At 44.6% G+C, this 23,523-nt stretch carries 16 protein-coding genes; 6 read left to right on the forward strand and 10 right to left on the reverse strand.

Annotated features, from left to right (window positions below):
* Positions 1-72: 72 nt before the first annotated feature.
* Positions 73-1,098 carry an L-threonine 3-dehydrogenase gene (gene tdh, locus ACR63N_RS13530; protein WP_472782166.1) on the forward strand — a complete coding sequence of 342 codons (1,026 nt, stop codon included), beginning with the start codon at positions 73-75 and terminating at the stop codon, positions 1,096-1,098.
* Between the two features lie 137 nt (positions 1,099-1,235).
* Here tdh and ACR63N_RS13535 read toward each other — a convergent pair whose 3' ends face one another.
* Together ACR63N_RS13535 and purL are read right to left on the reverse strand one after the other, a co-directional pair.
* Positions 1,236-2,015, reverse strand: a complete 780-nt coding sequence (locus ACR63N_RS13535) for a transglutaminase-like domain-containing protein (protein ID WP_367110368.1) — start codon at positions 2,013-2,015, stop codon at positions 1,236-1,238.
* Positions 2,016-2,613: 598 nt separating this feature from the next.
* The gene (gene purL / locus ACR63N_RS13540) at positions 2,614-6,612 is read right to left on the reverse strand and encodes a phosphoribosylformylglycinamidine synthase (protein ID WP_472782167.1); all 3,999 of its coding nucleotides are present in this window, start codon (positions 6,610-6,612) and stop codon (positions 2,614-2,616) included.
* A gap of 397 nt (positions 6,613-7,009) precedes the next feature.
* On the opposite strand from purL, the gene ACR63N_RS13545 reads away from it, so the two are divergent.
* Together ACR63N_RS13545 and ACR63N_RS13550 are read left to right on the forward strand one after the other, a co-directional pair.
* Entirely contained in the window at positions 7,010-7,510 is a 501-nt protein-coding gene (locus tag ACR63N_RS13545) for a pyridoxamine 5'-phosphate oxidase family protein (protein WP_367106461.1), read from the forward strand.
* Positions 7,511-7,798: 288 nt separating this feature from the next.
* Complete coding sequence (locus tag ACR63N_RS13550) at positions 7,799-8,296, forward strand: pyridoxamine 5'-phosphate oxidase family protein (RefSeq protein WP_367105816.1); 498 nt, start codon at positions 7,799-7,801, stop codon at positions 8,294-8,296.
* A gap of 117 nt (positions 8,297-8,413) precedes the next feature.
* On the opposite strand, the gene pgsA is transcribed toward ACR63N_RS13550, so the two are convergent.
* The 3 genes from pgsA to acs all read right to left on the reverse strand — a co-directional run bounded on the left by pgsA (position 8,414) and on the right by acs (position 12,945).
* The gene (gene pgsA / locus ACR63N_RS13555) at positions 8,414-9,085 is read right to left on the reverse strand and encodes a CDP-diacylglycerol--glycerol-3-phosphate 3-phosphatidyltransferase (protein ID WP_367110366.1); all 672 of its coding nucleotides are present in this window, start codon (positions 9,083-9,085) and stop codon (positions 8,414-8,416) included.
* Positions 9,086-9,645: 560 nt separating this feature from the next.
* On the reverse strand, positions 9,646-10,848 hold the full coding sequence (locus tag ACR63N_RS13560; protein ID WP_472782168.1) for an NAD(P)/FAD-dependent oxidoreductase: 1,203 nt from the start codon (positions 10,846-10,848) through the stop codon (positions 9,646-9,648).
* A 132-nt stretch (positions 10,849-10,980) separates the two neighbouring features.
* Positions 10,981-12,945 carry an acetate--CoA ligase gene (acs, locus tag ACR63N_RS13565; protein ID WP_367106458.1) on the reverse strand — a complete coding sequence of 655 codons (1,965 nt, stop codon included), beginning with the start codon at positions 12,943-12,945 and terminating at the stop codon, positions 10,981-10,983.
* 311 nt (positions 12,946-13,256) lie between these two features.
* Between acs and ACR63N_RS13570 the strand changes: the two genes are divergently transcribed.
* Positions 13,257-14,525 carry a BaiN/RdsA family NAD(P)/FAD-dependent oxidoreductase gene (locus tag ACR63N_RS13570; RefSeq protein WP_367108552.1) on the forward strand — a complete coding sequence of 423 codons (1,269 nt, stop codon included), beginning with the start codon at positions 13,257-13,259 and terminating at the stop codon, positions 14,523-14,525.
* Positions 14,526-14,622: 97 nt separating this feature from the next.
* Here ACR63N_RS13570 and nemA read toward each other — a convergent pair whose 3' ends face one another.
* The 4 genes from nemA to ACR63N_RS13590 all read right to left on the reverse strand — a co-directional run bounded on the left by nemA (position 14,623) and on the right by ACR63N_RS13590 (position 19,015).
* Positions 14,623-15,735: an alkene reductase gene (nemA, locus tag ACR63N_RS13575; RefSeq protein WP_367110363.1), complete on the reverse strand. Its 1,113-nt coding sequence runs from the start codon at positions 15,733-15,735 to the stop codon at positions 14,623-14,625.
* A gap of 302 nt (positions 15,736-16,037) precedes the next feature.
* Positions 16,038-17,000, reverse strand: coding sequence for an MBL fold metallo-hydrolase (locus tag ACR63N_RS13580; RefSeq protein ID WP_367105822.1), 963 nt, complete (start codon positions 16,998-17,000; stop codon positions 16,038-16,040).
* A 119-nt stretch (positions 17,001-17,119) separates the two neighbouring features.
* A complete protein-coding gene (locus tag ACR63N_RS13585; RefSeq protein WP_472782169.1) occupies positions 17,120-17,347 on the reverse strand; it encodes a DUF2783 domain-containing protein in 228 nt (75 codons plus the stop codon).
* Between the two features lie 15 nt (positions 17,348-17,362).
* On the reverse strand, positions 17,363-19,015 hold the full coding sequence (locus ACR63N_RS13590; RefSeq protein ID WP_472782170.1) for an FAD-dependent oxidoreductase: 1,653 nt from the start codon (positions 19,013-19,015) through the stop codon (positions 17,363-17,365).
* A 388-nt stretch (positions 19,016-19,403) separates the two neighbouring features.
* Between ACR63N_RS13590 and ACR63N_RS13595 the strand changes: the two genes are divergently transcribed.
* On the forward strand, positions 19,404-20,477 hold the full coding sequence (locus ACR63N_RS13595; RefSeq protein ID WP_472782171.1) for a TRAP transporter substrate-binding protein: 1,074 nt from the start codon (positions 19,404-19,406) through the stop codon (positions 20,475-20,477).
* A 105-nt stretch (positions 20,478-20,582) separates the two neighbouring features.
* The gene (locus ACR63N_RS13600; protein WP_367105826.1) at positions 20,583-21,764 is read left to right on the forward strand and encodes a hypothetical protein; all 1,182 of its coding nucleotides are present in this window, start codon (positions 20,583-20,585) and stop codon (positions 21,762-21,764) included.
* A gap of 208 nt (positions 21,765-21,972) precedes the next feature.
* Here ACR63N_RS13600 and trpB read toward each other — a convergent pair whose 3' ends face one another.
* Positions 21,973-23,199 carry a tryptophan synthase subunit beta gene (trpB, locus tag ACR63N_RS13605; protein WP_367106454.1) on the reverse strand — a complete coding sequence of 409 codons (1,227 nt, stop codon included), beginning with the start codon at positions 23,197-23,199 and terminating at the stop codon, positions 21,973-21,975.
* Between the last annotated feature and the right edge of the window lie 324 nt (positions 23,200-23,523).

Genomic DNA, 23,523 nt, shown 5'->3' on the forward strand with positions numbered 1-23,523 from the left:
TATTTGATAATTCACAACGGTATTTAATAATTCACCAGTAGACACTGCTGATAGCTAAAACAGGAGAAAAGTATGAAAGCACTGGTTAAAGCTCATAGCGAAAAAGGCATCTGGATGCAAGACGTGCCAGAACCAAAGGTTGGCATCAATGATATTAAAATAAAAATCAAAAAAACCGCTATTTGTGGTACGGATTTGCACATTTATAAGTGGGATGAGTGGTCACAAAAAACGATAAAAACACCGATGGTTATCGGACACGAATACGTCGGTATCATTAGTGAAGTGGGTGATGGGGTGCAGCATTTCGCAGTGGGCGACCGCGTCACAGGAGAGGGACATATCGCTTGCGGGCATTGTCGCAACTGCCGCCGTGGCAAGCTCCATGTGTGCGAAAACACGATAGGCGTGGGCGTGAATCGCGATGGCGCAATGGCTGAATATTTGGTGATACCGGCTGACAATGCCATAAAGCTCGATGAGCGTATCAGCGATGAGATGGCAGCCATTATGGACCCCTTTGGCAATGCCACCCATACCGCCCTATCCTTTCCGGTACTTGGTGAGGATGTGCTGATTACGGGTGCGGGGCTGATCGGCTCAATGGCTACAGCGATTTGCCGCTTTGCAGGCGCGCGTAATATTGTGGCGAGTGATATCAGTGATTATCGCTTGGATCTTGCCAAAAAAATGGGCGCGACTATGACCGTCAATCCAGCTAAAGGTGAAACCATCGAAGATGCCATCGATGCCTTAAACATGCACGGCTTTGATATTGGGCTTGAGATGTCAGGCTCGCCTCAGGCCTTTGATTCGATGATTAGTAATATGTATAACGGCTCTAAAATCTCTCTGCTCGGCATTTTGCCCAACACCACGACGGTGGATTGGAGCAAGATTATTTTTAAGGCGTTAACCTTAAAAGGGATTTATGGGCGTGAGATGTGGGAGACTTGGTATCAGATGGAGCAAATGCTGATTAGCGGTATTGATTTGTCGCCAATCATTACCCATCGCCTGCCCATTGATGACTTCCAAGAAGGCTTCGATATCATGGAAAGTGGGCAATGCGGTAAGGTGATTTTGAGCTGGGAGTGATGAAAAAAGACCTTGATCCCCAGGGTGAAGAACGTGAAGAGCGCGTAACCGATTGAGCGAGACCACTGCCGTCGCCTGTTATGGCGGCGGTCATTGTCTTAAGCAGGCTTGCATGTCTATGGTCTATGGTCAGAACCCTAATCTTGTCTGGTCACAGATACCGATTGGTTGACGAATTCCATGGATCCGAACGCGGTTAAGAACGCGACACTGGACGCGTCAGCTCCAACACCGATGCGGGCCATCGTGTCGGCATCTGCCATGCCAGTCGGATCAATGAGGTGCCAGCTTCCTCCTAGATAGACCTCGGCCACGGCATGAAAGTCCTGTGGTCTCACCTCGGGCGCATAAACACTCGCGAACCTGGCCGGTATCGACGATGCGCGCGCTAGGGTCACGAGAACATGCGCGAAGTCGCGGCATACGCCCTGACGTTGGACAAAGCTATCAAGCGCGGTGGTTTGTGCGTGGCTCGATCCGGACACATAGCTAAACGCCGACTCAATCCAATCGCGCATTGCGGCAATCCGTGCGCCGCCAGCGAGATCGCCAAAATCGGCATCCACGAAGGCTTCGAACTGGTCTGACGGGCAATAGCGAGACGGCATCAAATGCTTGATCGTCTCTGCGGGCAAAAGATGGAGTGGCGTTTGAGGTATTGCCGATATATCTAAGACAGGACGATCAACGGCAATTTCTGCCATGTAAGTGCAGCTAAAATCCCCTTCGGCACGGATCCAAATCCGCTCTCCTATGCCATCATCGGCGGCGACCCGTGAAAAATGCGCAACGTCTGATGTCCAAATCTCGGTCGAACGCACCCGCTGATCCACAAGATCGGCGGCTTCGATCTGAAGCAAAAGGTCCATCGGCGCAGGGAGCCGATAATGAAGTTTGACGTTAAGTTTGAGGATCATGTTCGAACTCCCTAAGGGTATTGATCTGGTGGGCTAACGATCGCGTAAGGCCTTCTGGTCGGCGCGAGGCGACACCCAAGCCGCGCAGGCTTATCGAAACCGAGATCTTTTGCAAAGCGCGTAGGGTAGATTAGTTTTAACAGATTCTCGTAGAGAATGACAGTGAAACGTAGCCCACCATTTGGATTTTCTCATATAAATGGTGGGCTACGCTATCGCTAATCCACCCTACCAAACTTTTAATGTATCTTCTTGAACCACGATAGTTAACACAGAAAATCGTAGATTTTCTCTTGTGTCGAAGCAACAGCAACCTCTCAGCTCGTGTCACCGCCGCGCCCAGACTGGCAGATATAGTGAGTTCGAAATAAAATTGATACGTTAATATTGCCAGTGCTACTGGTATAAATTTTTCTGGCTGGATGCTGCCTGCGTTGCAGAGGCTGCGTAAAATTCATCCCAGTAGCCCTGTATCAGTTTTATAGTGATTCAACTATATAAACGAAAAGCGGGAAATGCTCCACATAAAACCAAACAAAAAAGGTGAGCCGAAGCCCACCTTTTCTATCTAAAACAAACTTCAAAAACCAAATAAAACCTATCGCAACCAAGCCCGCGCATTACGGAACATACGCATCCACGCGCCGTCTTCATCCCACTGCTCGGGTTTCCAGCTATGATTATAGGCTCGCAGGTTACGCTCAGGGTGCGGCATCATGATGGTGACGCGACCATCAGTGCTGCACAGTCCGGTAACGCCGCCAACTGAACCGTTGGGGTTAAGCGGATAAGTCTCGGTTGGATGACCTTGGCTATCGACATAACGCATAGCGAGCTGACCATGCCGCGCCATACCGTCAATTTCGGTGGTGTTTAGAGTTGCCAAACCTTCACCGTGCGCCACCGCAATAGGTAGGATGCTGTCTTGCATACCTTTAAACAGAATAGATTTGGTACGCTCGACTTTGACGTTGACGGTACGGGCTTCAAAACGCGCGGACTGGTTGGCGATGAAGCGGGGGAAATTTTCTGCACCGGGGATTAAATCTTTGAGCTGCGCCATCATCTGACAACCGTTACAGACGCCTAAGGAAAACGTATTGGGACGCGCGAAGAAGCGCACAAACTGCATGCGCAATTCGTCATGGAACAAGATGGAGTTTGCCCAGCCTGAGCCTGCGCCGAGTACGTCGCCATAGCTAAAGCCGCCGCAAGTAACGAGGCCTTCAAAGTCGCGCAAATCAATACGACCTTCAAGCAAGTCGCTCATATGTACATCGAGCGCCTCAAAACCCGCTTGCGTGAAGCCAGCTGCCATCTCAGTCTGACCGTTAACGCCTTGTTCGCGGAGGATGGCGACTTTAGGCTTCGTGTCGCGGCTATTTAAGTAGGGCGTCTCAATCTTTTGATTAAGGTCAAAGTTTGGCGCGGCGATAAGGCCTTTATGAGTGCTATCGCTAATGAGGTCATACTCTTGCTGTACGCAAGCCGGGTTATCACGACGGCGCGCGATTTGATAGCTGACTTGGCTCCACTCTTGTTGCAGCTCAGAACGGCTAAAGCGCAAAGTATCCTCACCTTGATGCAAAGGCGTTTGGATAATAAGGCTGTCTTCATCACAGCTTTGACCAACGAGGCTCAGCATATCGCTGACGTTGTATTCTTCTGCCAGCTCCAGCAAAGCTGTAACGTTTTCAGGTAAGACTTGGATGACCGAGCCCAGCTCTTCACTAAACAGTAGTCCCAGCAAATTATCATCGTTGAGTGATAGCTTGATGCCTTGACGACTGGTAAATTGCATCTCTGCAATAGTCGCAAGCAAGCCGCCATCACCGATATCGTGATAGGCACTAATGATGCCTTGTTCATTACCCGCTTGAATAAAGTTAAAGAAGTCTACTAGGTCGCTGGGCTTGTCAAGATCGGGGCATTCGTTACCAAGCTGGCTTGCGGTTTGTGCGAGGATAGAGCCGCCAAGGCGTAGTTTGCCTTTTGATAAATCAATCCGGTAAAAAGCACTATCACCGTTAATAAGCTCTGGCGTTAAAGTCTTAGCGACATTGACGACCGGGGCAAACGCGGTGATCACCAGACTCATCGGCGAAACCACGGATTTATCTTGGTCGTCGTCCGTCCAATTGGCACGCATCGATAACGAGTCTTTGCCCACAGGAATGGCGATACCGAGCGCAGGACATAACTCTTCACCAACCGTATGTACAGCATCAAATAGTGCCGCATCTTCCGCGTCATCGCCGCACGCTGCCATCCAGTTCGCTGACATGGTGATGTCTGATAACTGGGCGATTCGTGCGCCCGCGATATTGGTAATCGCTTCACCAACGGCTAACCGCGCGGAAGATTTGGGATCAATCAATGCCACCGGGGTTCTTTCACCAATACTCATCGCCTCGCCTGTCATCGGTTGACCGTCAAGATTAAGCAGGCCTGAAGCGGTAATCGCGCAATCAGCAACGGGCACTTGATAGCGCCCGACATACTGGTCGCGCACCACCATACCTGTGATTGAGCGGTCACCAATGCTAATCAAAAATGATTTGCTGGCGACGGTAGGATGACGCAGCACGTCTTTAATCGACTGCACTAAATCAAAATTATTGAGCTCAAGTGGTGGCAGCTCTTTTGCTTGTACATCAAAGCTACGCTGCATCTTTGGTGTACCACCAAGCAGAACTTGCATCGGCATATCGACCGGCTGCTCGCCAAGTAGCTCATCATTAACCGCAAGCTGACGTACTTTAGTAGCGGTGCCTAAGATGGCATACGGGCAACGCTCACGCGCGCAGATGGCATCGAACTGATCTTTACTTTCAGGACGAATCGCTAAGACATAACGCTCTTGCGCTTCATTTGACCAGATCGCCATTGGTGACATGCCCGCCTCTAATGACGGAATATGACGCAAGTTGAGCACCGCGCCCATTTCATGGTCATTGACCAGCTCTGGCATGGCATTGGATAGACCACCAGCACCGACATCGTGTAAGGAAACGATAGGATTGCCGTCTGAAGCGTTTTCATCAGAACTGTTGCTTTTATCTATATCATTACCAGCTAGCGCCCAGCAGCGATCAATGACCTCTTGACAACGGCGTTCCATCTCGGCGTTATCGCGCTGCACGGAGGCAAAGTCTAAGCCTTCATCGAGCGAGCCACTATCGACCGAAGACGCTGCGCCGCCGCCGAGACCGATTTGCATCGCAGGGCCGCCAAGGACGATAAGCAAATCGCCTTCACGAATGGGATTTTTTTCTATTAGGTTACGTTTAATATTGCCATAACCACCTGCCAGCATGATCGGCTTATGATAGCCGCGCATCTCACTGCCGTCTTTAGCGTCTGACATATCTAATTGGAAGCTACGGAAATATCCGCATAGATTGGGACGACCAAACTCGTTAGAAAAATTAGCTGACCCAAGTGGCGCTTCCGTCATAATCTCGAGGCTAGTCGCCATACGCTCCGGCGTACCATAGTCCCGCGTGCTGACTTGTCCCGACTGCTCCCACTTCTCCGGCATTTCAGGAATGTGCAAATGCGAGACGTGAAAACCCGTCAGACCGGCTTTTGGTTTGCCGCCGCGACCGGTTGCGCCTTCGTCACGAATCTCACCGCCCGCCCCCGTCGCTGCGCCCGCATAAGGAGCAATCGCCGTGGGATGGTTATGAGTTTCGACTTTCATGAGGATATCGATAGCTTCTTGATGGAAGTCATAAATATGCGCAGAGTTGCTGTCTTGTGGATTCTCAGGAACCGAGTAATAGCGCAGCCCTTCAGCGCCTGCCATCACCGCCGCGTTGTCTTTATAAGCGGAGAGGATACCTTGCGGACTGGCTTGATAGGTATTTTTAATCATCTGAAACAGGGATTTTGGCTGCACTTCACCGTCAGCCGTCCACTCGGCATTAAAGATCTTATGACGGCAATGCTCAGAGTTGGCTTGGGCAAACATCATTAGCTCAACGTCGGTTGGATTGCGCTGCAAATCATTAACGTAGGCATGCAGTAGATAGTCAATATCGTCACTTGATAACGCAAAGCCAAATTTAGTATTCGCCGCTTCTAATGCTTCTCGTCCTGCACCTATGACATCAATGTGATTCAATGGTGCTGGTGGCTCATCATCAAATAGTTTATTCACTTCATTTAAATCATAAACCAAGCTTTGGGTCATGCGGTCAAATAATAAACGCTCTGCCGCCGTTGGTAATTTTTCTTGGAGATTAGCGTCTAGCGTCAGCGTATAGACAATGACGCGCTCAATACGATTGATCTTCAGCTCACAGTTGTTAAAGATATCGGTGGCTTTACTCGCCCACGGCGAGATGGTACCAAAGCGTGGGCTCACAGTGACTTGAATTTGGTTTTGCTCTGGTTTTTTTAGCTCAATCTCTTTATTAACACCCAATAAATCCAAACCCTTTCTCAGCTCGTCGCCTTCGAGTTCACGTGACAACACATAAACCTGCTGCGTACAGATTTGAGTCACGTGTAGATCAGTTTTTTGCTGGAACTGATTAATGAGCTGCTGGGTTTGAAAATCGGTTAAAAAAGTCTGTCCGGCGATGGTCATCATAAAGGCATATTCCTGATATATAGGCAAAGGTATATAGGCGAAGATAAGCAAAGAGTGGCATCACTGCCATACAAAATAGAGGGTCTGCGCATTATAACAAGAAGGCATCTAATAAGCAGGTACAAAGTATGATAAATTCTTTATCGTTTATCTATCGGTGAGCCTACTGTTTAAAACAAGTTTTTACTCAATGCGTTTTATAGCAATCACCCTCTTTTTACCACAAGAGCGCTGTCTACTTTACTTAACACTTATATGTTTTACAAACGCTCACATCGCATTACGGGCAGACTATATAAATGTTTGGTCGTCTGTCGTTATTCTACAACTAGCTAATAATTAAAACGATTAACTACAACGACCATTCGCTATAATTTTAATTCCATAAGGATATACTATGAGTATGAGTAAACAAGACAAAATCGATAAAATTCAAGAAGTCATCAAAGACGTTAAGTTTGCCATGATGACAACTGTCAATAAAGAAGGCGATCTACACGCGTGGCCGATGACGACTAGCGAGACTAGCCTTGGTGCTAAAGAGATTTGGTTTATTGGCGATAAAACATCAGATGTAGTAAAAGACCTCCAAAATAACAAAAAAGTCGGTTTGAGCTACGCCACGCAAGATGAAAAAAATTACGTCTCTATTAGTGGTAATGCTGAGCTATCAGACAACAAAGATAAGTTAGATGAGCTGTGGTCACCGGTTTACAACTCCTTTTTTGCCCACGGCAAAGAAGATCAAGAGGTACAACTGATCAAAGTGGTACCGCACGGTGCAGAATGCTGGTTGAGTGGTAGCTCTACGGTTAATATGTTTAAAATGGCGGTAGCGGCAGTACAAGAGGGCAAAACCGCCGAAGACATCGGTGAGCAATTCAACGTTTCTTTGTAATAGTATCTTTATAACGCTAGCTTAGAATAAAAGTATCTATTTTGAACGTCAGTGAATCTCTATTTGCTGACGTTTTTTTATGGACTTTGATAAACTTTCTGATAGCTAAATTGATAGCTAGCCCATAGCCTCGCAATTTACAAATGCTCACAACCTATTACAGGTGCTCTATAGCTTAGACTTAAAAAACTTTGCTATGGTAAATAAAATCTAGAAGTAAGACTTAAACTAAGAAACTCTAGATTTAGAATTTCCATTAAAATAATTCGACTTAACACAAGGATAGGTATGATGAGCAAACAAGAGAAAATAGATAAAATTCAGGATATGGTAAAAGATGTGACCTATACAATGCTAACGACTCGTACCAGTGATAATCATCTGCATTCTTGTCCTATGAATACGGTTGAGACTAGTATCGGGGCAAAAGAGATTTGGCTCATTGGTCATAATCCATCGGACCCTGTCGATAATATGAAGAAAAACCCAGAGGTTAATCTCTCTTATACCAGTAAAGACAATAAGCAGTATTTATCCATCACCGGTACTGCTGAGTTGGTTGAGGACGAAGAAAAACTCAATGAGCTTTGGTCACCCATGTACAACGCTTTTTTTGAGAAAGGTAAAGAAGATCCCAAAGTACAGCTTATAAAAATCGTACCACATGGCGCTGAATACTGGGATAATGGTAACGCTATCGCTAACATGGTTAAAATTGGCGCAGCTGCAGTTACTGATGCTGAGATTGATAAAGGTTTAGGAGAGGTCTTTTCAGTAGAGCTATAGTTTTTTCTGGTAATTACAACAGTAGTCATAAATAGCAATAACGCCAGAAGCACTATGCAACTGGCGTTTTTTTAAGTTGTTTATTGATCGTTATTTGTTAATCATTATTTATTAATCTCAGCCACTTTTTTTCAAATAAGGCCAAGCGGCTTTTAGATAAATAAACATAGACCACAAGGTTAAAACGACTGCCGCCACCATCAACATATAGCCAATCATTTCAAGCGATTCCCAATTAAGCAGTAGCACGGTAATAGCGACCATCTGAAACGTGGTTTTAAGCTTGCCGACATAAGAGACGGCGACACTGGTACGGTTGCCAAGCTCTGCCATCCATTCGCGCAGTGCCGATACAGCAATCTCTCGTGAAATAATAACAATGGCAGCAATCGCCATAATGATGTTGGGATGCCACTGTACTAAAATAATCAGGGCCGCCGCCACCATTAGCTTGTCAGCAACCGGATCTAAAAAACGTCCAAAGGCGGACATCACGTTCATCTTGCGCGCAAAATAACCATCAAGCCAGTCGGTAATTGCAGCGATGATAAATACACCCGTTAGCAATAAATGCCGCAGCAAGCTGTCGCTGAATTCACTCATCCCTACCTGCGCGATGACATTATCTGAAATAGCAGGCATACCAATGCCCATGGCTGGTGGCCAGTAAGCAATCGCTACAAATAATGGAATCATCAAAATACGCGCAATGGTTAGATTATTGGGCAGATTAAAAATACTTTTTTCGTTTTGTGGCTGCTGCGTATGCAGGTGTGTGCTCTCGGTCATGGCAAACCCAGTTTTATATAGACAGTATAATGGCTGCTAGCTTAGCATTTTTCAGGTAAATCGTCATGCCATCTCTCGATATGCATTGGTAGTAATAGTAAAACACAAATTAAATTATTAAGTACCTTTAAGGTAATTACTTCAAGAAAAATAAAAAATCCATTCATGTCATAGATTTTTATAACTACTATTGTTGTAACCTCTGTGTATAAAGGACTACACAGAAATCATTAATATAGCTAAATTATTTCAAATTGTGACAATGTATTAGTATTTCTTTAAACGTAATGTCGTGTAACTGAGTGAAGTAAAATACTAATGATTCCGGTAATATGAATATACAGCAAAAAACACATGTACACTAAGAATTGTAAGTAGATGTGAATGTATATTGAATATGCAGAATATAAGTCTTATCTATAGTTAGTAGTTATTTAGTAGCAGTAAGAATAACAATAAGCAGCTGTTACCAACGCTCTTAGCTATACCTGTTTTCCTCAGCCCACAGTTTCCTCCTCTGTGGGCTTTTTTTTGTCTGTAGAATACAACTATTAACCACTTTAATCATTTGTAGTCACCATTATTGCCTCCACTGTCTTCGCTGCCATCTGATAACAGCTTTCGATATTACCTTGCCCGCACCAATCACCGCTTACAATCCATTGATACTGTTCATCTACTAGTATTCCTAAAGGTTCATTGTTTTTATCAATAACGGTTGCCGCATAACGCCAGCGATGACAATCAACTTGGCTTGGCGCGGTATCCTTGTGCCAATTTAACGCCTGTTTTGCTGCGACTAATAATTGCGCCTTTATTATCTCAACATCGTCATCAACATGCTGCTCTGACCAGTTATTACGCGCATGAATGGTGACGCTAGGTAGTAGCTCATTGCGGCCAGGCTTTTGATGTTCAATAAAAATTTTAGCTAATGGAGAGTTATACAGATAAGCCACATCCCACGACGACCCAACTTTGCTACTCAAAGTCTTTGGTAAGTTTGCAACGTCATCCCAGCCGAGCATTAGCGTGTAGCAAGCGAGCATGGTAGGCTGAAGAATCTTGTTTTGCTGACTAAAGCCGCTATCCACCATTAAATCCATAGCTTGAACATTTGGCGTGGTACAAATGACCCAATCAAAAGCACCCAAACTGACGCCACTGTCATCGAACAGTTCAGTGGGTTTGTTAGCTGCAAGCTGTGCATATTGAGCCAAAGGCGCAACGCGAGTTTTAAAATTAATAGTTGTACACTGTAAATTATCTGCAAGCGCTCGACCCCAGCTGGTCATCTTTGGCGTGCTGATATAACGCGCATGGTTGGTGTCCCATTGCTCTTTAAAATTGAGATCAGGCGTCTGCCCGCTACTATCAGCAGGCGTTAGATCCACGACTTTTGCAAGCCACGGTTGTAGTAAGCCATTAGCCAACCAAGGCTGGATAAAGTTTGCAAAGTCCTCTGTTTTAGCCGTAAAGAATTGCGCGCCAAATGCCCACTGCCATTGTTTGTCCTCTGACGCAGCGCTACGATAACGTGTGGCAAGACGGCCAACACTACGAGATTTCTCAAAAATAGTAATTTGTGGCATTTTTGATTGATCTTTGATTTGACCAGATTCACGTTCTGCCCATTGTTTTTCTAATAGGGCTGCGGTAAATAAACCGGTCAATCCGCCACCGATAATCGCTATTTTAGGAGCAGCGGTTTTAGCAGTGGCTTGATTGGTGGTGCTTTGAGCAGATGAAGCGTTAGCAGTCATAATGACATAGACCTTATAGATTATGTATGGATGTCAAAAAATTTAGCGGGTTTATTTACAGCGCTTTGTTAATGATAAAAAGTCATGCTGCCTATAACAACATGACTTAGTTAAAACCCTTCTTTAAACCTTTTACCAAACTCGGCGCTCAGCTTTGACTACTTCAATAAGTTTATCGATGACCGAGCTGTCCGCTAAGGTAGATAGATCGCCCAAACCGTCATACTGTCCGGCCGCTAGGCTACGCAGTATACGGCGCATAATTTTACCCGAGCGGGTTTTGGGTAAAGCATCGACGATGTAAATGGCATCCAAGTTGGCAATCGGACCAATCTCCTTACGTACGTGCCGATTGAGCTCAGACTTTAGCTGCTCGCTTGCGGTTTCATTGGATTTTAGAATAACAAAAGCGGCAATCCCCACCCCGCGTATCTCGTGCGGCATACCAACGATCGCCGCCTCCGCCGTTGCAGGATGGGCGACAACCGAGCTTTCGATCTCTGCGGTGCCCAAACGATGTCCTGAGACGTTGAGTACATCATCGACGCGTCCGGTGATCCAGTAGTGACCGTCTTCATCGCGCTGAGCACCGTCTCCGGTAAAATAGTAGCCTGGATACTGACTAAAGTAAGTCTCCAAAAAGCGCTCGTGGTCATTGTAAATGGTACGCATCTGTCCCGGCCAGCTGTTACTAATGACCAGATAACCCTCAGCAGGACCTTCAAACTCAACTTCGTCATCGTCAATGATGACAGGCTTTATACCATAAAAAGGGTTCATCGCAGCGCCTGGTTTGAGCGCTACCGTACCCGGAATTGGAGCTAGCAATATACCGCCTGTTTCAGTCTGCCACCACGTATCGACGATCGGGCATCTGCTGCTACCCACGACATGATAATACCAATCCCATGCTTCAGGATTGATAGGTTCGCCGACCGTTCCAAGTAAACGCAAACTTGAGCGATCCGATTCACGAACGAACGCATCACCCTCTTTCATCATAGCCCGAATAGCGGTAGGAGCCGTATAAAGTACGCTAATATTATGCTTATCGATGATATGACCAACCCGCGCCCAAGTCGGGTACTCCGGTACGCCCTCAAACATCACCGTTGTTGTACCATTGGCAAGCGGGGCGTAGGTTGAGTAAGTATGTCCGGTAACCCACCCAACATCAGCAGTACACCAATAAACGTCATCTTCTTTAATATCAAAGACATCGCGAAAGGTTGACAGCGCGTAAGTAATATAGCCACCAGTCGTATGCAGTACACCTTTAGGCTTGCCAGTCGAACCTGACGTATAAAGCAGAAACAAGGGATCTTCTGCATTCATAACCTCAGGCTCGCACTGCACTTTTTCGCCGCCTACTAGCGTATGATACCAGACATCTCGGCGTCCGCTCATTGGCACTGAATTGCCCGTACGGTGGACGACGATGACGTTCTTAACGCTTTGGGTACCATCCATGTCAAGCGCGCGATCCACATTGACTTTAAGCGGTGTATGCTTATTACCGCGCAGACCTTCATCAGCGGTAATCACCAGCTTTGATTGACTATCAACAATACGATTGCCAAGACTCTCTGCTGAAAATCCGCCAAACACCACCGAATGTACCGCACCGATACGTGTACAGGCCAGCATAGCGATCATCGCCTCAGGTATCATCGGCATATACAGCGTGACACGGTCGCCCTTTTTGATGCCAAGCTTACGCATGGCGTTACCAAGGCGGCATACATCGGCGTGCAGCTCTTTGAATGAGATAATCTTATGCAGTGAGGGATGATCGCCCTCCCAAATAATGGCAGGCTTATAGGGGTTGTCTTTAAGATGACGATCTAGACAATTAACTGAGATATTGAGCTCACCGTCTTCAAACCATTTGATATGAAAATCATCTAAATCGTAGCTAACATCACTGATCTTGGTCGGCTTTTTGATCCAGTCGATCCATTCAGCGCGCTCAGCCCAAAAAGCATCAGTAGCTTCTGGAGATTCAATAGATCTGTTATAGTCGTTGATATATTGCTCAGCTGTGGTGTTAGCAGCGGCGATAAACTCAGCAGTAATGGGGAATGATTTTTGAGTCATGAGAGCTTCCTTTTTAGTTATTATGACCGATATAAATTATCTTCAATGATATTTATCAATAATAAGAACTTATAACGGTTCAAGAGTTATCTTCCATAATGCATGACGCTTATCTAGTTTGACAAATAAGCCTTACCGATGCAAGACATCAACCATCAATGACAACAATTTCGCTGCACACTTGTATACTTAAGAGGTAGCGGCTATTGATAAGCATAAAAACCCCTTATATCTTATGAATGAGCGCTGCTATCAGCCCTTTTATTGGTAATATCTTTTATAATAAGCCACCCCTTATAACCGGATATCTCATGGACAACAATGCTACTCACTATGATGTCATCATTATCGGTGCAGGCGCGTCAGGACTGTATTGTGCACTGACCGCAGGTCGCCGTGGTCGGCGCGTATTGGTGCTCGACCATGCCAATAAAGTTGGCAAAAAGATCCTTATGTCAGGTGGCGGACGCTGCAACTTTACCAATTACTTCGTGGAGCCTGAGCATTTCATTGGTGATAATCAGCACTTTTGTAAATCAGCGCTGAGCCGTTATCCCAGTTGGGAATTTATCGCCATGGTAGAAAAACACAAGATTGCCTATCATGAACGCGAGCACGGCCAGCTATTTTGTGATGACTCTGCCAAAGATATCGTCGCTATGCTACTCGATGAATGCGCAGCTGTCGGGGTGCAAGTACGGATCAATACGCAAATCGATAACGTGACGATTAATGAAGGCGACGAGCATAAACGCTTTAAAGTAGCCACTACTAAAAAGCTGGGTAAGAAAGAGCTAGACAGTGCTATAAAGACCGCGCCGACCCTTTATAGTTGTGCATCCTTGGTCGTTGCCACTGGCGGCTTATCCATTCCCACTATGGGTGCAAGCGGTCTTGGTTATGAGCTGGCGCAACAGTTTGGACATACGCTTACCCCTACTGATCCAAGCCTAGTTCCTTTCACCTTTACTGATAAAACCGGGGAATTACTAAAAGCCTTGGCGGGTATTAGCTTGCCGGTCGTTGCTAGCAATACGCGCACCTCGTTTAAGTTGCCGCTACTATTCACCCATCGCGGCCTATCTGGTCCTGCCATGCTTCAGCTGTCTAATTATTGGCATATAGGCGAAACCATTGAAATTAATCTCTTGCCCGAAACGGATATCACTGAGCTGCTGCTTACGCATAAAAAGATGCATCCTAAACAACTGATTCGTACCGTGCTCACAGAGAATACCAATAACGCTTTGCCCAAAAAGCTGCTCGCTACGCTACAGACCATGCTTTGGGAAGATGTTAAGGACACGGAGCTGGCGAATATAAAAGATGAGCGTTTGACACAGATTGGACAAACTATTAACGGCTGGCAGCTTAAACCTTCCGGCACCGAAGGCTATCGCACCGCTGAGGTCACCCGCGGCGGTATAAAGACTGATGAGGTATCATCGAAAGCCATGCAAAGTAAATTGCAACAGGGACTATATTTTATTGGCGAGGTGCTCGATGTGACAGGCTGGCTTGGCGGTTATAATTTTCAGTGGGCGTGGGCGAGCGGTTTTGTTTGCGGGGAAGTGGTTTAAAAAGAGGTTTCAATCCAACGCACAACAAAAGCCCCGATCGCATTACGCTATCGGGGCTAGTTTTAAAAACTAAATTTTTATCACTCTGCTTTCTTATTTAAGCTTGTTTTTGCTCTAAATAAGGATAGTCGGTATAACCTTCCACACCGCCGCCATAAAAGGTTTCTGGATGCTGATCATTAAGCGGTGCGCCTTGACGGATACGCTCAGGCAGATCAGGATTGGCAATATAGTCACGGCCAAAAGCGACCGCATCAATATAACCCGCTTTGATGTTTTTCTCCGCTTTTTCAGCGGTATAACCACCTGCTGCAATGATCATATTGTCAAAAGCATCGCGAATTTTCTGACGAAACTCATCACTATAAGGGGTACCGCCTGCCCAGTCAGGCTCAGATAGATGTAAATACATAAGATCGCGCTTATTAATCTGCTCAATTAGCCAGATATTATCGTCTTCCTCGTAGCCTGCCTCTACACCATTAAAGGTACCTTGAGGTGATAGACGAATACCAACGTGATCCTTATCCCAAGTATTTACACATGCATCAACGACTTCTAGTATTAGGCGCGCGCGGTTCTCTTTGCTACCGCCGTACTCATCATCACGCTTGTTGGTATGCTCAGCCCAAAATTGATGCAATAGATACCCATGCGCGCCATGTACTTCTACGCCATCAAAACCTGCTTCCATTGCGCATTCAGTTGCATGAGCAAAATCGGCGATTACCTGCTTAATCTCATCAGCAGTTGCTGGACGCGGCGGAGTAGCGTCAACTCGGATCACTTGATTATCTCTATCGCGTAAGGAGGTGCGCACGCCCACATCGACATCAGAGGCTGAGATTGGCGCCTTACTATCAGGTTGTAGACTCTCATGCGCCACCAACCCTGTGTGCCAAAGCTGAACAACGATTTTGCCGCCTTTGGCATGGACGTTATCAACGATGACTTTCCAAGCCGTAGTCTGATCCTTAGTATGGATACCAGGCGCGCCAGCATAGCCTTTAGCTTGAAACGAGATTTGCGTAGCTTCAGCAATAGCCAAGCCTGCACCAGCTGCCCGCTGCGAGTAATATTCACCTGCCAGCACTGTTGGAATATCGCCTGGCTCTACCGCACGTAAACGCGTGAGCGGTGCCATAATGATGCGATTTTTTAGGGTTTGAGTGCCCATTTTGATGGGTTCAAATAAGTTATCATATGCCATAATATGCCTTGTCAAAAATTAAATATAATTTCGTTAGATTTATTATTAAACTATTGTTTTAACTGTTAAACCATCGCTTTGAAAGTGTTATCTTACAAAAACAATAAGGGATTTCATCAATACAAATAGTCAGTTATTTTATAACCAACTCCTTTATAAGGAGCAACGCCATTTATTCAACTAAGACTTACAAACGAAAACATCAAAACGAAAATAATCTATCTTCAGAAAACTAAAAAAGCCCCTGAGATCTCAATCTCAAGGGCTTGTAGATGACTATTAAGCTAAATTATTAGCGATAACTAGTCTTGCAGCTTATCCCAAACTTCGCGGTCGCGCTCATCGGTCCAAATACGCGGCCAATCAATACCATCGAACTCATCCCACAGGCGCTGTACATCAAAAGGCAGGCAATGCTCAAAGATAGGCCATGCCCCAAACTTAGGCTCTAGATGAGCATGAGTGGCTTCAAAAGCTTCTTTTACCGTACCGCCGCGCTTATGAACCTCTCCTACTTTTTCGATCATACCCTCTAAAAACCCGCGAGTTTGAGCAATAGCAGCGTCTACTTCATCACGTCCGCGCACTACCGCGCCGCGACCACCAATCAAAACCTCAGCCTCAAGAGCTTTAATATTATCTAAAGTATCAGCGGCCCAGTCCATATGAAAAGCATCACCAGTATATAAAGCTGCTTGAGCTTCAACTAGATCGCCGGTAAATAAAATCTTATGCTTAGGTAGCCAAGCGACGATATCGCCTGCGGTATGACCACGTCCCATATATTGCAATATCAAATTACCGCGATCACCGCCAAGTGGAATCTCTAAGCGATCATTAAATATAATATCAGGATGCGTCAGACCAGGAATACTCTCAGGCTCTTTAAATAAGCGCGGCATACGACCGAATTCGCTGTCCCAGTCCTGCTTACCGCGCTCATCGATCAGCTTTTTCGTTTGCTCATGAGCAATAATAGATTCAGCATCAAAAGCAGAGGCACCTAACACACGAACCGCATGATAATGTGACAACACAAGATATCTAATTGGTTTTTGCGTGTGTTCACGTAGTTTATCCAACCACTCTTTAGCCGCGACTGGGGTGGCACGTGCCTCAAAGGCAATGATGAAATCTTCAGCTTCGATAGCACCAATGTTTGGGTCGCCCTCAGCGGTCAAAGCATAAACGCCTTCTGCTAGGACTTCGAGCGTTTCGGTTTTTTCACCCAAATCAGCTGATGATGCAAATGGTATCTTACTCATAATAGTTATCCTTAGTTATTGATGATGCATGATTTATAAATATATTTAAATAAAATACTCAAAGTCAAAAATTTAGTTTTACTAACTCTGAGTGACGAAGTACACGCTTGTATTTTAGTCTAAGACTGTTTTTGATCTAACGTATGCTCTCTAGCGGTTTTAATAGCTTCTAATAAAACCTCATCATCACCAATTTGATTGGCAAGGATGAGTAATAATTTACTGAGGGCACTTTGAGCTTCTTCTTCAGATAAACCTACCTGCATATTTATAAGCTCAGCATAAAAGGTGTCTGGATCGTCTATATTAGGTGACAAGTTAAGTTTACTATAGGTATCTGTTGGCATTCTTATATCCTTTTTCTACACGTTTGCAGTAGCCCGTTTGACTGCTTTACTTAACACCTCTTTATTGTACTCGCGCCAGCGACCAGCGATATGTTGATCTGGACGGATCAGATAAACAGACCCCTCCTGATCATCAAACCTTTGCTTTAAATAACCTTTCTCATCTTTAATATCTCTATTAATGACTAAAGGTTTGACTACAATACCATCGACATTCAAAGGACTGTGATATTTATCAGAGTCCGTATCATTTGCAAATATAAGGGCTACAAAGTCTTGACCTAATTGTTCAAGTAGCCATGCAGGTTTGCCATCTCTCTTAATTTCGGCATCAGGGCATAAAGCGCCAGGCGCGGTAAGGTGCGAATTGTCGCCTACAAAACTGCCGTCGTCGTCCGTGTTCAGGATAGATTGCTCATAGTTGGTATGCACAGATAGTCGACCGCTGTTCACCAAAGGTCTAGCGAACTCATAATCTCCCGCTAAGGATAGTACCGCATCTCTCATAATCTTACTGGTCTTTGACTTAGGGGTTAAAAAATCAGTAGAGCGAGTAGAATTCATGATATTGATGTCAGCGGCAAATATACGTTCATCATCATAGCTATTTACTAAGCTCTCAGGAGCCTTACCTTGTAATACCAGCTGTAATTTCCAACCTAAATTATCTATATCTTGCAGACCTGTGTTGGCACCGCGAGCACCAAACGGTGACACCTGATGGGCCGAATCACCTGCAAAAATAATACGATTATGACAAAACTTCTCCATACGCCGGCAAGCAAAACGATAAACAGAGAGCCACTCAAACGTAAATTCAATGTCCTCACCCAGCATAGACTTTAGCAGAGGTCTCACATTCTCAGGATTTTTCCAGTACTCAGTATCAGCGTCACTACCGAGCTGGAAATCAATACGCCACATATCATGAGGGGCTTTATGTAATAAGACGGACTGACCAGGATGAAAGGGCGGGTCAAACCAAAACCAACGCTCTTTAGGAAACTCGTTTTTCATAATGATATCAGCAATCAAAAACTGATCATCAAATACTCGGCCATCAAATTGAGCATTTACGTGCCCACGCATACTGCTACTGGCGCCATCACAGGCGATTAACCATTTAGCGTTGGTCTTAAATTCGCCATCTGGCGTGGTAATAGTTAAGGTGACATGGTCTGCATGCTGCTCTACATGCTCAACTCGGTGCTTCCAGCGCAAATCTACAAATTCAGACTCGTTACAGGCATCTACCATAAACTCTTCAACATAATACTGTTGAATATTTACCATAGCAGGCATCTGATGCCCCTCTTCTGGTAACAAGTTAAATTCATAGCACAAGGCTTCTTTAAAGTAGTTTTTACCGACTTGCCATTTAACGCCTTTATCTAAAATTCGATCAGCTACCCCCAACCGATTCATAATCTCAAGTGAGCGTTTACTAAAGCACAGGGCCCTAGAACCTACGCTAACCGTATTATTATCGTCAAGAATGACACAGTGAATACCGCGATTGGCACAGTCTAAGGCCATAGCTAGTCCCATAGGACCTGCCCCTACAATCACGACATCGTGAGTTTGCGCGTTCCCAGACTTTTGTTCTTCTGATTGGACATAATCGTAGACAGGGTTGTCATGCGGGGTGAATACATCTTGTGAACTCATAAAGAAAATCCCTTTTCTTAAGTTGCAACATCCAATGTTGTCAGCGTAACTGAGTTATTAAAGTAATTAAAAAACAGCTAGCAATTAATGACTAGCCATTATTAATGATCTTATGATTGCTATACAAACCATATAAAAAAGTCTTGAATTTTCAATAGATATAGTTTGCATACTAAAGATTAATATGAGCATATCAGCAAACTATATGGGTTGCAAGCCAGACTGATTTGATGGATAATCGAAAAACATTAGTAAGAAATATTTATAAAAAGTGTTCATAAAAAATAGGTTACAAAGCTAGTTTTATAATGATTGAAATCATTACTAATTATTTGAGAAAAACGGAATCAAAGCGTATTAAATATTATTCATAACAGAAGGAACTGGTATGTCAACTTTTAAACATTTTTTTTCTCCACTAGCTTTATCAGTAGCTGCTGCGCTTGCTATTACAGGATGTAGTAACAATCAGGAAGGGTCACAATCTGCAAACCAAGAAGGGGATGTTGAAACTAAAGTATTACGACTATCTCATTTTTGGCCAGCAAACTCTTTTATGCATGTGGATGTATTTGAGCCTTGGGCCACAAAAATCGAAGAAGAATCACAGGGACGACTAGATATAGAGATATATCCCTCAGCGCAGTTAAGTAAAGCTGATGTTACCTACGATGCTGCGGTTAAAGGGACTGTTGATATTGGGTCGCAAGCTCATGGTTATAGCGCTGGACGTTTTCCATTATCACAAATTGCAGAGTTGCCAGGATTATCAAACTCTGCTGTGCAGATGAGCTGTATGATTCAAACGCTTTATGATAATGGCACCATTGCTGATGAGTACCAAGACTCTCATCTGTTGGGGGTGTTTGGCACCGGGCCTGCCTCTATCCACACCAAGGATAAACTGATTACCACGCCTGATGATTTAAAGGGCATGAGAATCCGTCGGCCCTCTGCTGTCGCTGGAGACTTACTTGAAAGCATGGGCGCCTCGCCCGTAGGATTACCAGCGCCTGATATTTATACCTCTATTCAGCGCGGGGTCGTCGATGGGGTCAGCTTCCCTTGGGATCCATTCAAAGCTTTTAAGATCAATGAAGTTGCCAAAAAGCATACTAATCTACCTTTTTATTCATCAGGACTGCTCCTAACCATGAATAAGGACACCTATGAAAGTCTGCCTGATGATCTAAAAAAAGTCATAGATGATAATTCAGGTATGGCGCTGTCTTCGCTCGCTGGTAGAGTGCAAGATGAATACTATCAAGCCGCACTGCAAGAAGCCATTGATGCTGGTGATGAGATAGTCGATATCCCAGACCCTTTTAGTGACCCACTTTGGGAAAAACCCTTGCAAGCAGGGGTTGATAAATATCTTAGTTCTGTGGATGACACTGGTGCCGATGCCAGAGCCATTTATGCTAAAGCGCAAGAAGCCAGTAAGCTTTGTGCAAACCAGTGACGATACAATAACTTTTGCTTTTGGAGATATGCTAGATAAAATTATTTAACATAGCTTTGTTAATTGCACTTACTATTGTACTTATAGAGGTAATAAATAATAACTATGCCCAAAACCTCCTTAGCACTTATGATGACTAGCGCATTATTGGTGCTAAGCGCTTGCCAGCCGCCGTCAGATCACCCTGCTCCCTCACAGTCCAAGCAAACCGAAGAGCCTTCAAGCACTCAGTCCTTAAAAGATGCAAAAAACCCAAGGCAGTTGACTACTGCCCTCGTGGATATGTCTGAGAAGAAACTAAAAGACCAGCTGGTTTGTTCCAAGTTGACGGCTACTATCAATGCCGTAGGTAATACAAGTGAGATTAAAAATATTCATGACGTTCAGCACCAGCTAAAAGCTTGTTTACCAACGGCGGACAATGCTCAGATACTGCAGTGGTTGGCAGACTATCAAGCGATGTACAGACGTTTTTTGGGATCGGATAGTGATTGGAATGATGAGGCGTTTTATGACGTCATGAGTACCATTGAACAAGGTAAAACGATAACTGTGCCCCAACTGAGGCAGGTAAACCCTCGAATACTTTACCTTATTAGTTTGGTAAGAAGTAAAGCGGATGTGAGTGTAATATATCTAGGTGAAGGTATATATGCCTTTCACCATGATTTGCAAGCCATGGCGGATCTATTCACCCCTTATCTGCCAGAAGATCAAGCTGTATTTATTCAGCGTATGGCAAAGGACAATCAAGATATTTTTTGGAACGATGCAGCAATTGCTATCTCATATTACCCGTTGATTAAACGGGCTGTATTTTGGGAAGAATATATAAAACAGTATCCCGACAGTTATTTTATTAAAGACGCTGAGCGCTTATTTAATAGGTATCGTTTTTTATTGTTTTTTGGTTCTGAAAATACGCAGTGGACAGATGATGCTTTTCATAATTTTCTTGAACCAGAATACAGTCTGCTGCTAAGACAACTGCTTAAACGCCAGAACAGCAGGCTGGCAGAGAACGCACGAGTTTTTCTAGAGTTTATGAGGATGTCTGATCGTGAGCGCCAGCAACAGTACCCAATGCCTAAAACAGAGAATAATGAGAACGAGAACGGCAATAAAAACAATAGAGACGAATCAAAAACTCCTTACTATCAATTAAAAGAAGCGTTGGCAATACCATCTCCTTGGGACTCTTATGATAATAAGGACTGCTTAAGCAGCATTACCTGCATAGACCAAGACATTAACCAAAAAGCACCAAAAGAAACGGAAAAAGAGTGAATTAATCGATCAGTAATAGCCTCTTTTTTCCTAAACCGTGCTGCAGTCGATGCAATCTAAAAAGAATATAGTGCTGCTGGAATGCTTTTTTTAAAACATAGGTTGCGTAGCATCGAAAGAAATTCATGTAAACAGCCAGCAAGGAAAATTTATACCAGTAGCATAATTAAATGCATATAACAGTTTTATTTTCAACTAACTATACTAATTACAAATCAACCTTATCCAAAATAAAATCAATATCCTTATCGCCGCGCCCTGATAAATTAACCAAAATCGTCTCATCAGGTGACATATCTTTGGCAACTCTCATCGCATAGGCGATGGCATGGGCGGTTTCTAAAGCGGGAATGATACCTTCTAAACGTGATAGCGCCATAAAGGCCTCTAAACACTCTGCATCTGTCGCCGACTCATAAGTCGCCATCTGCATATCACGTAACAGCGAATGCTGCGGGCCAACGCCAGGATAGTCCAAACCAGAGGCAATCGAGTGTACAGGGGCTGGCTCGCCATCTTTATCTAGCAAGACATAACATTTAAAGCCATGAATCTCACCTTTCACACCCAATGTCATCGTTGCCGCATGATTGGGTGTATCTAAACCCTCACCAGCAGGCTCCACCCCTACTTTTTCAACGCTCTCATCGCCCAAAAAACCACTGAATATACCGATAGCATTAGAGCCGCCACCGACGCAGGCGACCACTTTATTAGGCAATTTACCAGTGGTATCTAAAAACTGTACACGCGCTTCACGTCCAACGACAGACTGAAAATAGCTGACGATTTCGGGATATGGTGCAGGGCCAAGAGCTGAGCCAATGGCGAACATACTGCTATCAAGCTCGTTAAGATAGGTCTCAAAAGCGCTGTCGACCGCTTCTTTTAGCGTGCCTGCCCCACGTGATACAGGGACAATATTAGCGCCTAAAATTTTCATACGGCTGACATTTGGATGTTCTTTTTCGATATCGACCACGCCCATATGAATCTCACACTCAAGACCCATCAATGCCGCTGCGGTTGCTAATGCCACACCATGTTGCCCTGCGCCCGTTTCGGCGATGACCTTGGTTTTGCCGAGCTTCTTCGCTAGTAACACTTCACCCAAACAGTGATTAATCTTGTGCGCGCCAGTATGATTCAAGTCTTCACGCTTAAAATAAATCTGTGCCCCACCGCAATGTTCGCTTAAGCGTCTGGCATGAAATATCGGGCTTGGTCTGCCGACGTAAGTCTCGCGCAAACGCTTCATCTCAGCGATAAAATCTTCGTCTTTGATAATCTCGCGAAACCCTACTTCGATTTCTTCCATAGCTTTGGCAAGCTCTGGATGGCCTATTTTGCCACCGAACTCGCCATATAATCCCTCGCTACTCGGCAAAATAGATTGATGTAGGCCATAGCTGTCTGTCGTATTTTCTGTTGTCATCGTTAAACCCTAATATTTGAAATTTTAGTATGTGAAATTTTAGTATTTGAAGTTTTAGTATTTGAAAAATTATCCAAGCAAATTATTTTTGCGGCGTTATAATAAGGCCATTGTATCTATGTTCTAGTACACTGAAACGTATTTTAAGTTAAGTCCTGTTTAAGGTCAATAACTAGAATTGATCTGAAAGTATTTATAGCAAACTTATCCCACTCTTAACTATCCAAAATCATCGGCGTAGGGTGCTTTTTAAGCACCAGTCAAACGTTGTAGTAATGGTGTATGGAATGCACCCTACGATAGTCCATACTAAATTGAGAGTGA

It is taken from the genome of Psychrobacter sp. M4, from assembly GCF_055699795.1.

Bases quoted from the DNA above. Each gene is read 5' to 3' on its own strand.
- tdh (WP_472782166.1), top strand. From the start codon at position 73: ATGAAAGCACTGGTTAAAGCTCATAGCGAAAAAGGCATCTGGATGCAA.
- ACR63N_RS13535 (WP_367110368.1), bottom strand. From the start codon at position 2,015: ATGATCCTCAAACTTAACGTCAAACTTCATTATCGGCTCCCTGCGCCG.
- purL (WP_472782167.1), bottom strand. From the start codon at position 6,612: ATGATGACCATCGCCGGACAGACTTTTTTAACCGATTTTCAAACCCAG.
- ACR63N_RS13545 (WP_367106461.1), top strand. From the start codon at position 7,010: ATGAGTATGAGTAAACAAGACAAAATCGATAAAATTCAAGAAGTCATC.
- ACR63N_RS13550 (WP_367105816.1), top strand. From the start codon at position 7,799: ATGATGAGCAAACAAGAGAAAATAGATAAAATTCAGGATATGGTAAAA.
- pgsA (WP_367110366.1), bottom strand. From the start codon at position 9,085: ATGACCGAGAGCACACACCTGCATACGCAGCAGCCACAAAACGAAAAA.
- ACR63N_RS13560 (WP_472782168.1), bottom strand. From the start codon at position 10,848: ATGACTGCTAACGCTTCATCTGCTCAAAGCACCACCAATCAAGCCACT.
- acs (WP_367106458.1), bottom strand. From the start codon at position 12,945: ATGACTCAAAAATCATTCCCCATTACTGCTGAGTTTATCGCCGCTGCT.
- ACR63N_RS13570 (WP_367108552.1), top strand. From the start codon at position 13,257: ATGGACAACAATGCTACTCACTATGATGTCATCATTATCGGTGCAGGC.
- nemA (WP_367110363.1), bottom strand. From the start codon at position 15,735: ATGGCATATGATAACTTATTTGAACCCATCAAAATGGGCACTCAAACC.
- ACR63N_RS13580 (WP_367105822.1), bottom strand. From the start codon at position 17,000: ATGAGTAAGATACCATTTGCATCATCAGCTGATTTGGGTGAAAAAACC.
- ACR63N_RS13585 (WP_472782169.1), bottom strand. From the start codon at position 17,347: ATGCCAACAGATACCTATAGTAAACTTAACTTGTCACCTAATATAGAC.
- ACR63N_RS13590 (WP_472782170.1), bottom strand. From the start codon at position 19,015: ATGAGTTCACAAGATGTATTCACCCCGCATGACAACCCTGTCTACGAT.
- ACR63N_RS13595 (WP_472782171.1), top strand. From the start codon at position 19,404: ATGTCAACTTTTAAACATTTTTTTTCTCCACTAGCTTTATCAGTAGCT.
- ACR63N_RS13600 (WP_367105826.1), top strand. From the start codon at position 20,583: ATGCCCAAAACCTCCTTAGCACTTATGATGACTAGCGCATTATTGGTG.
- trpB (WP_367106454.1), bottom strand. From the start codon at position 23,199: ATGACAACAGAAAATACGACAGACAGCTATGGCCTACATCAATCTATT.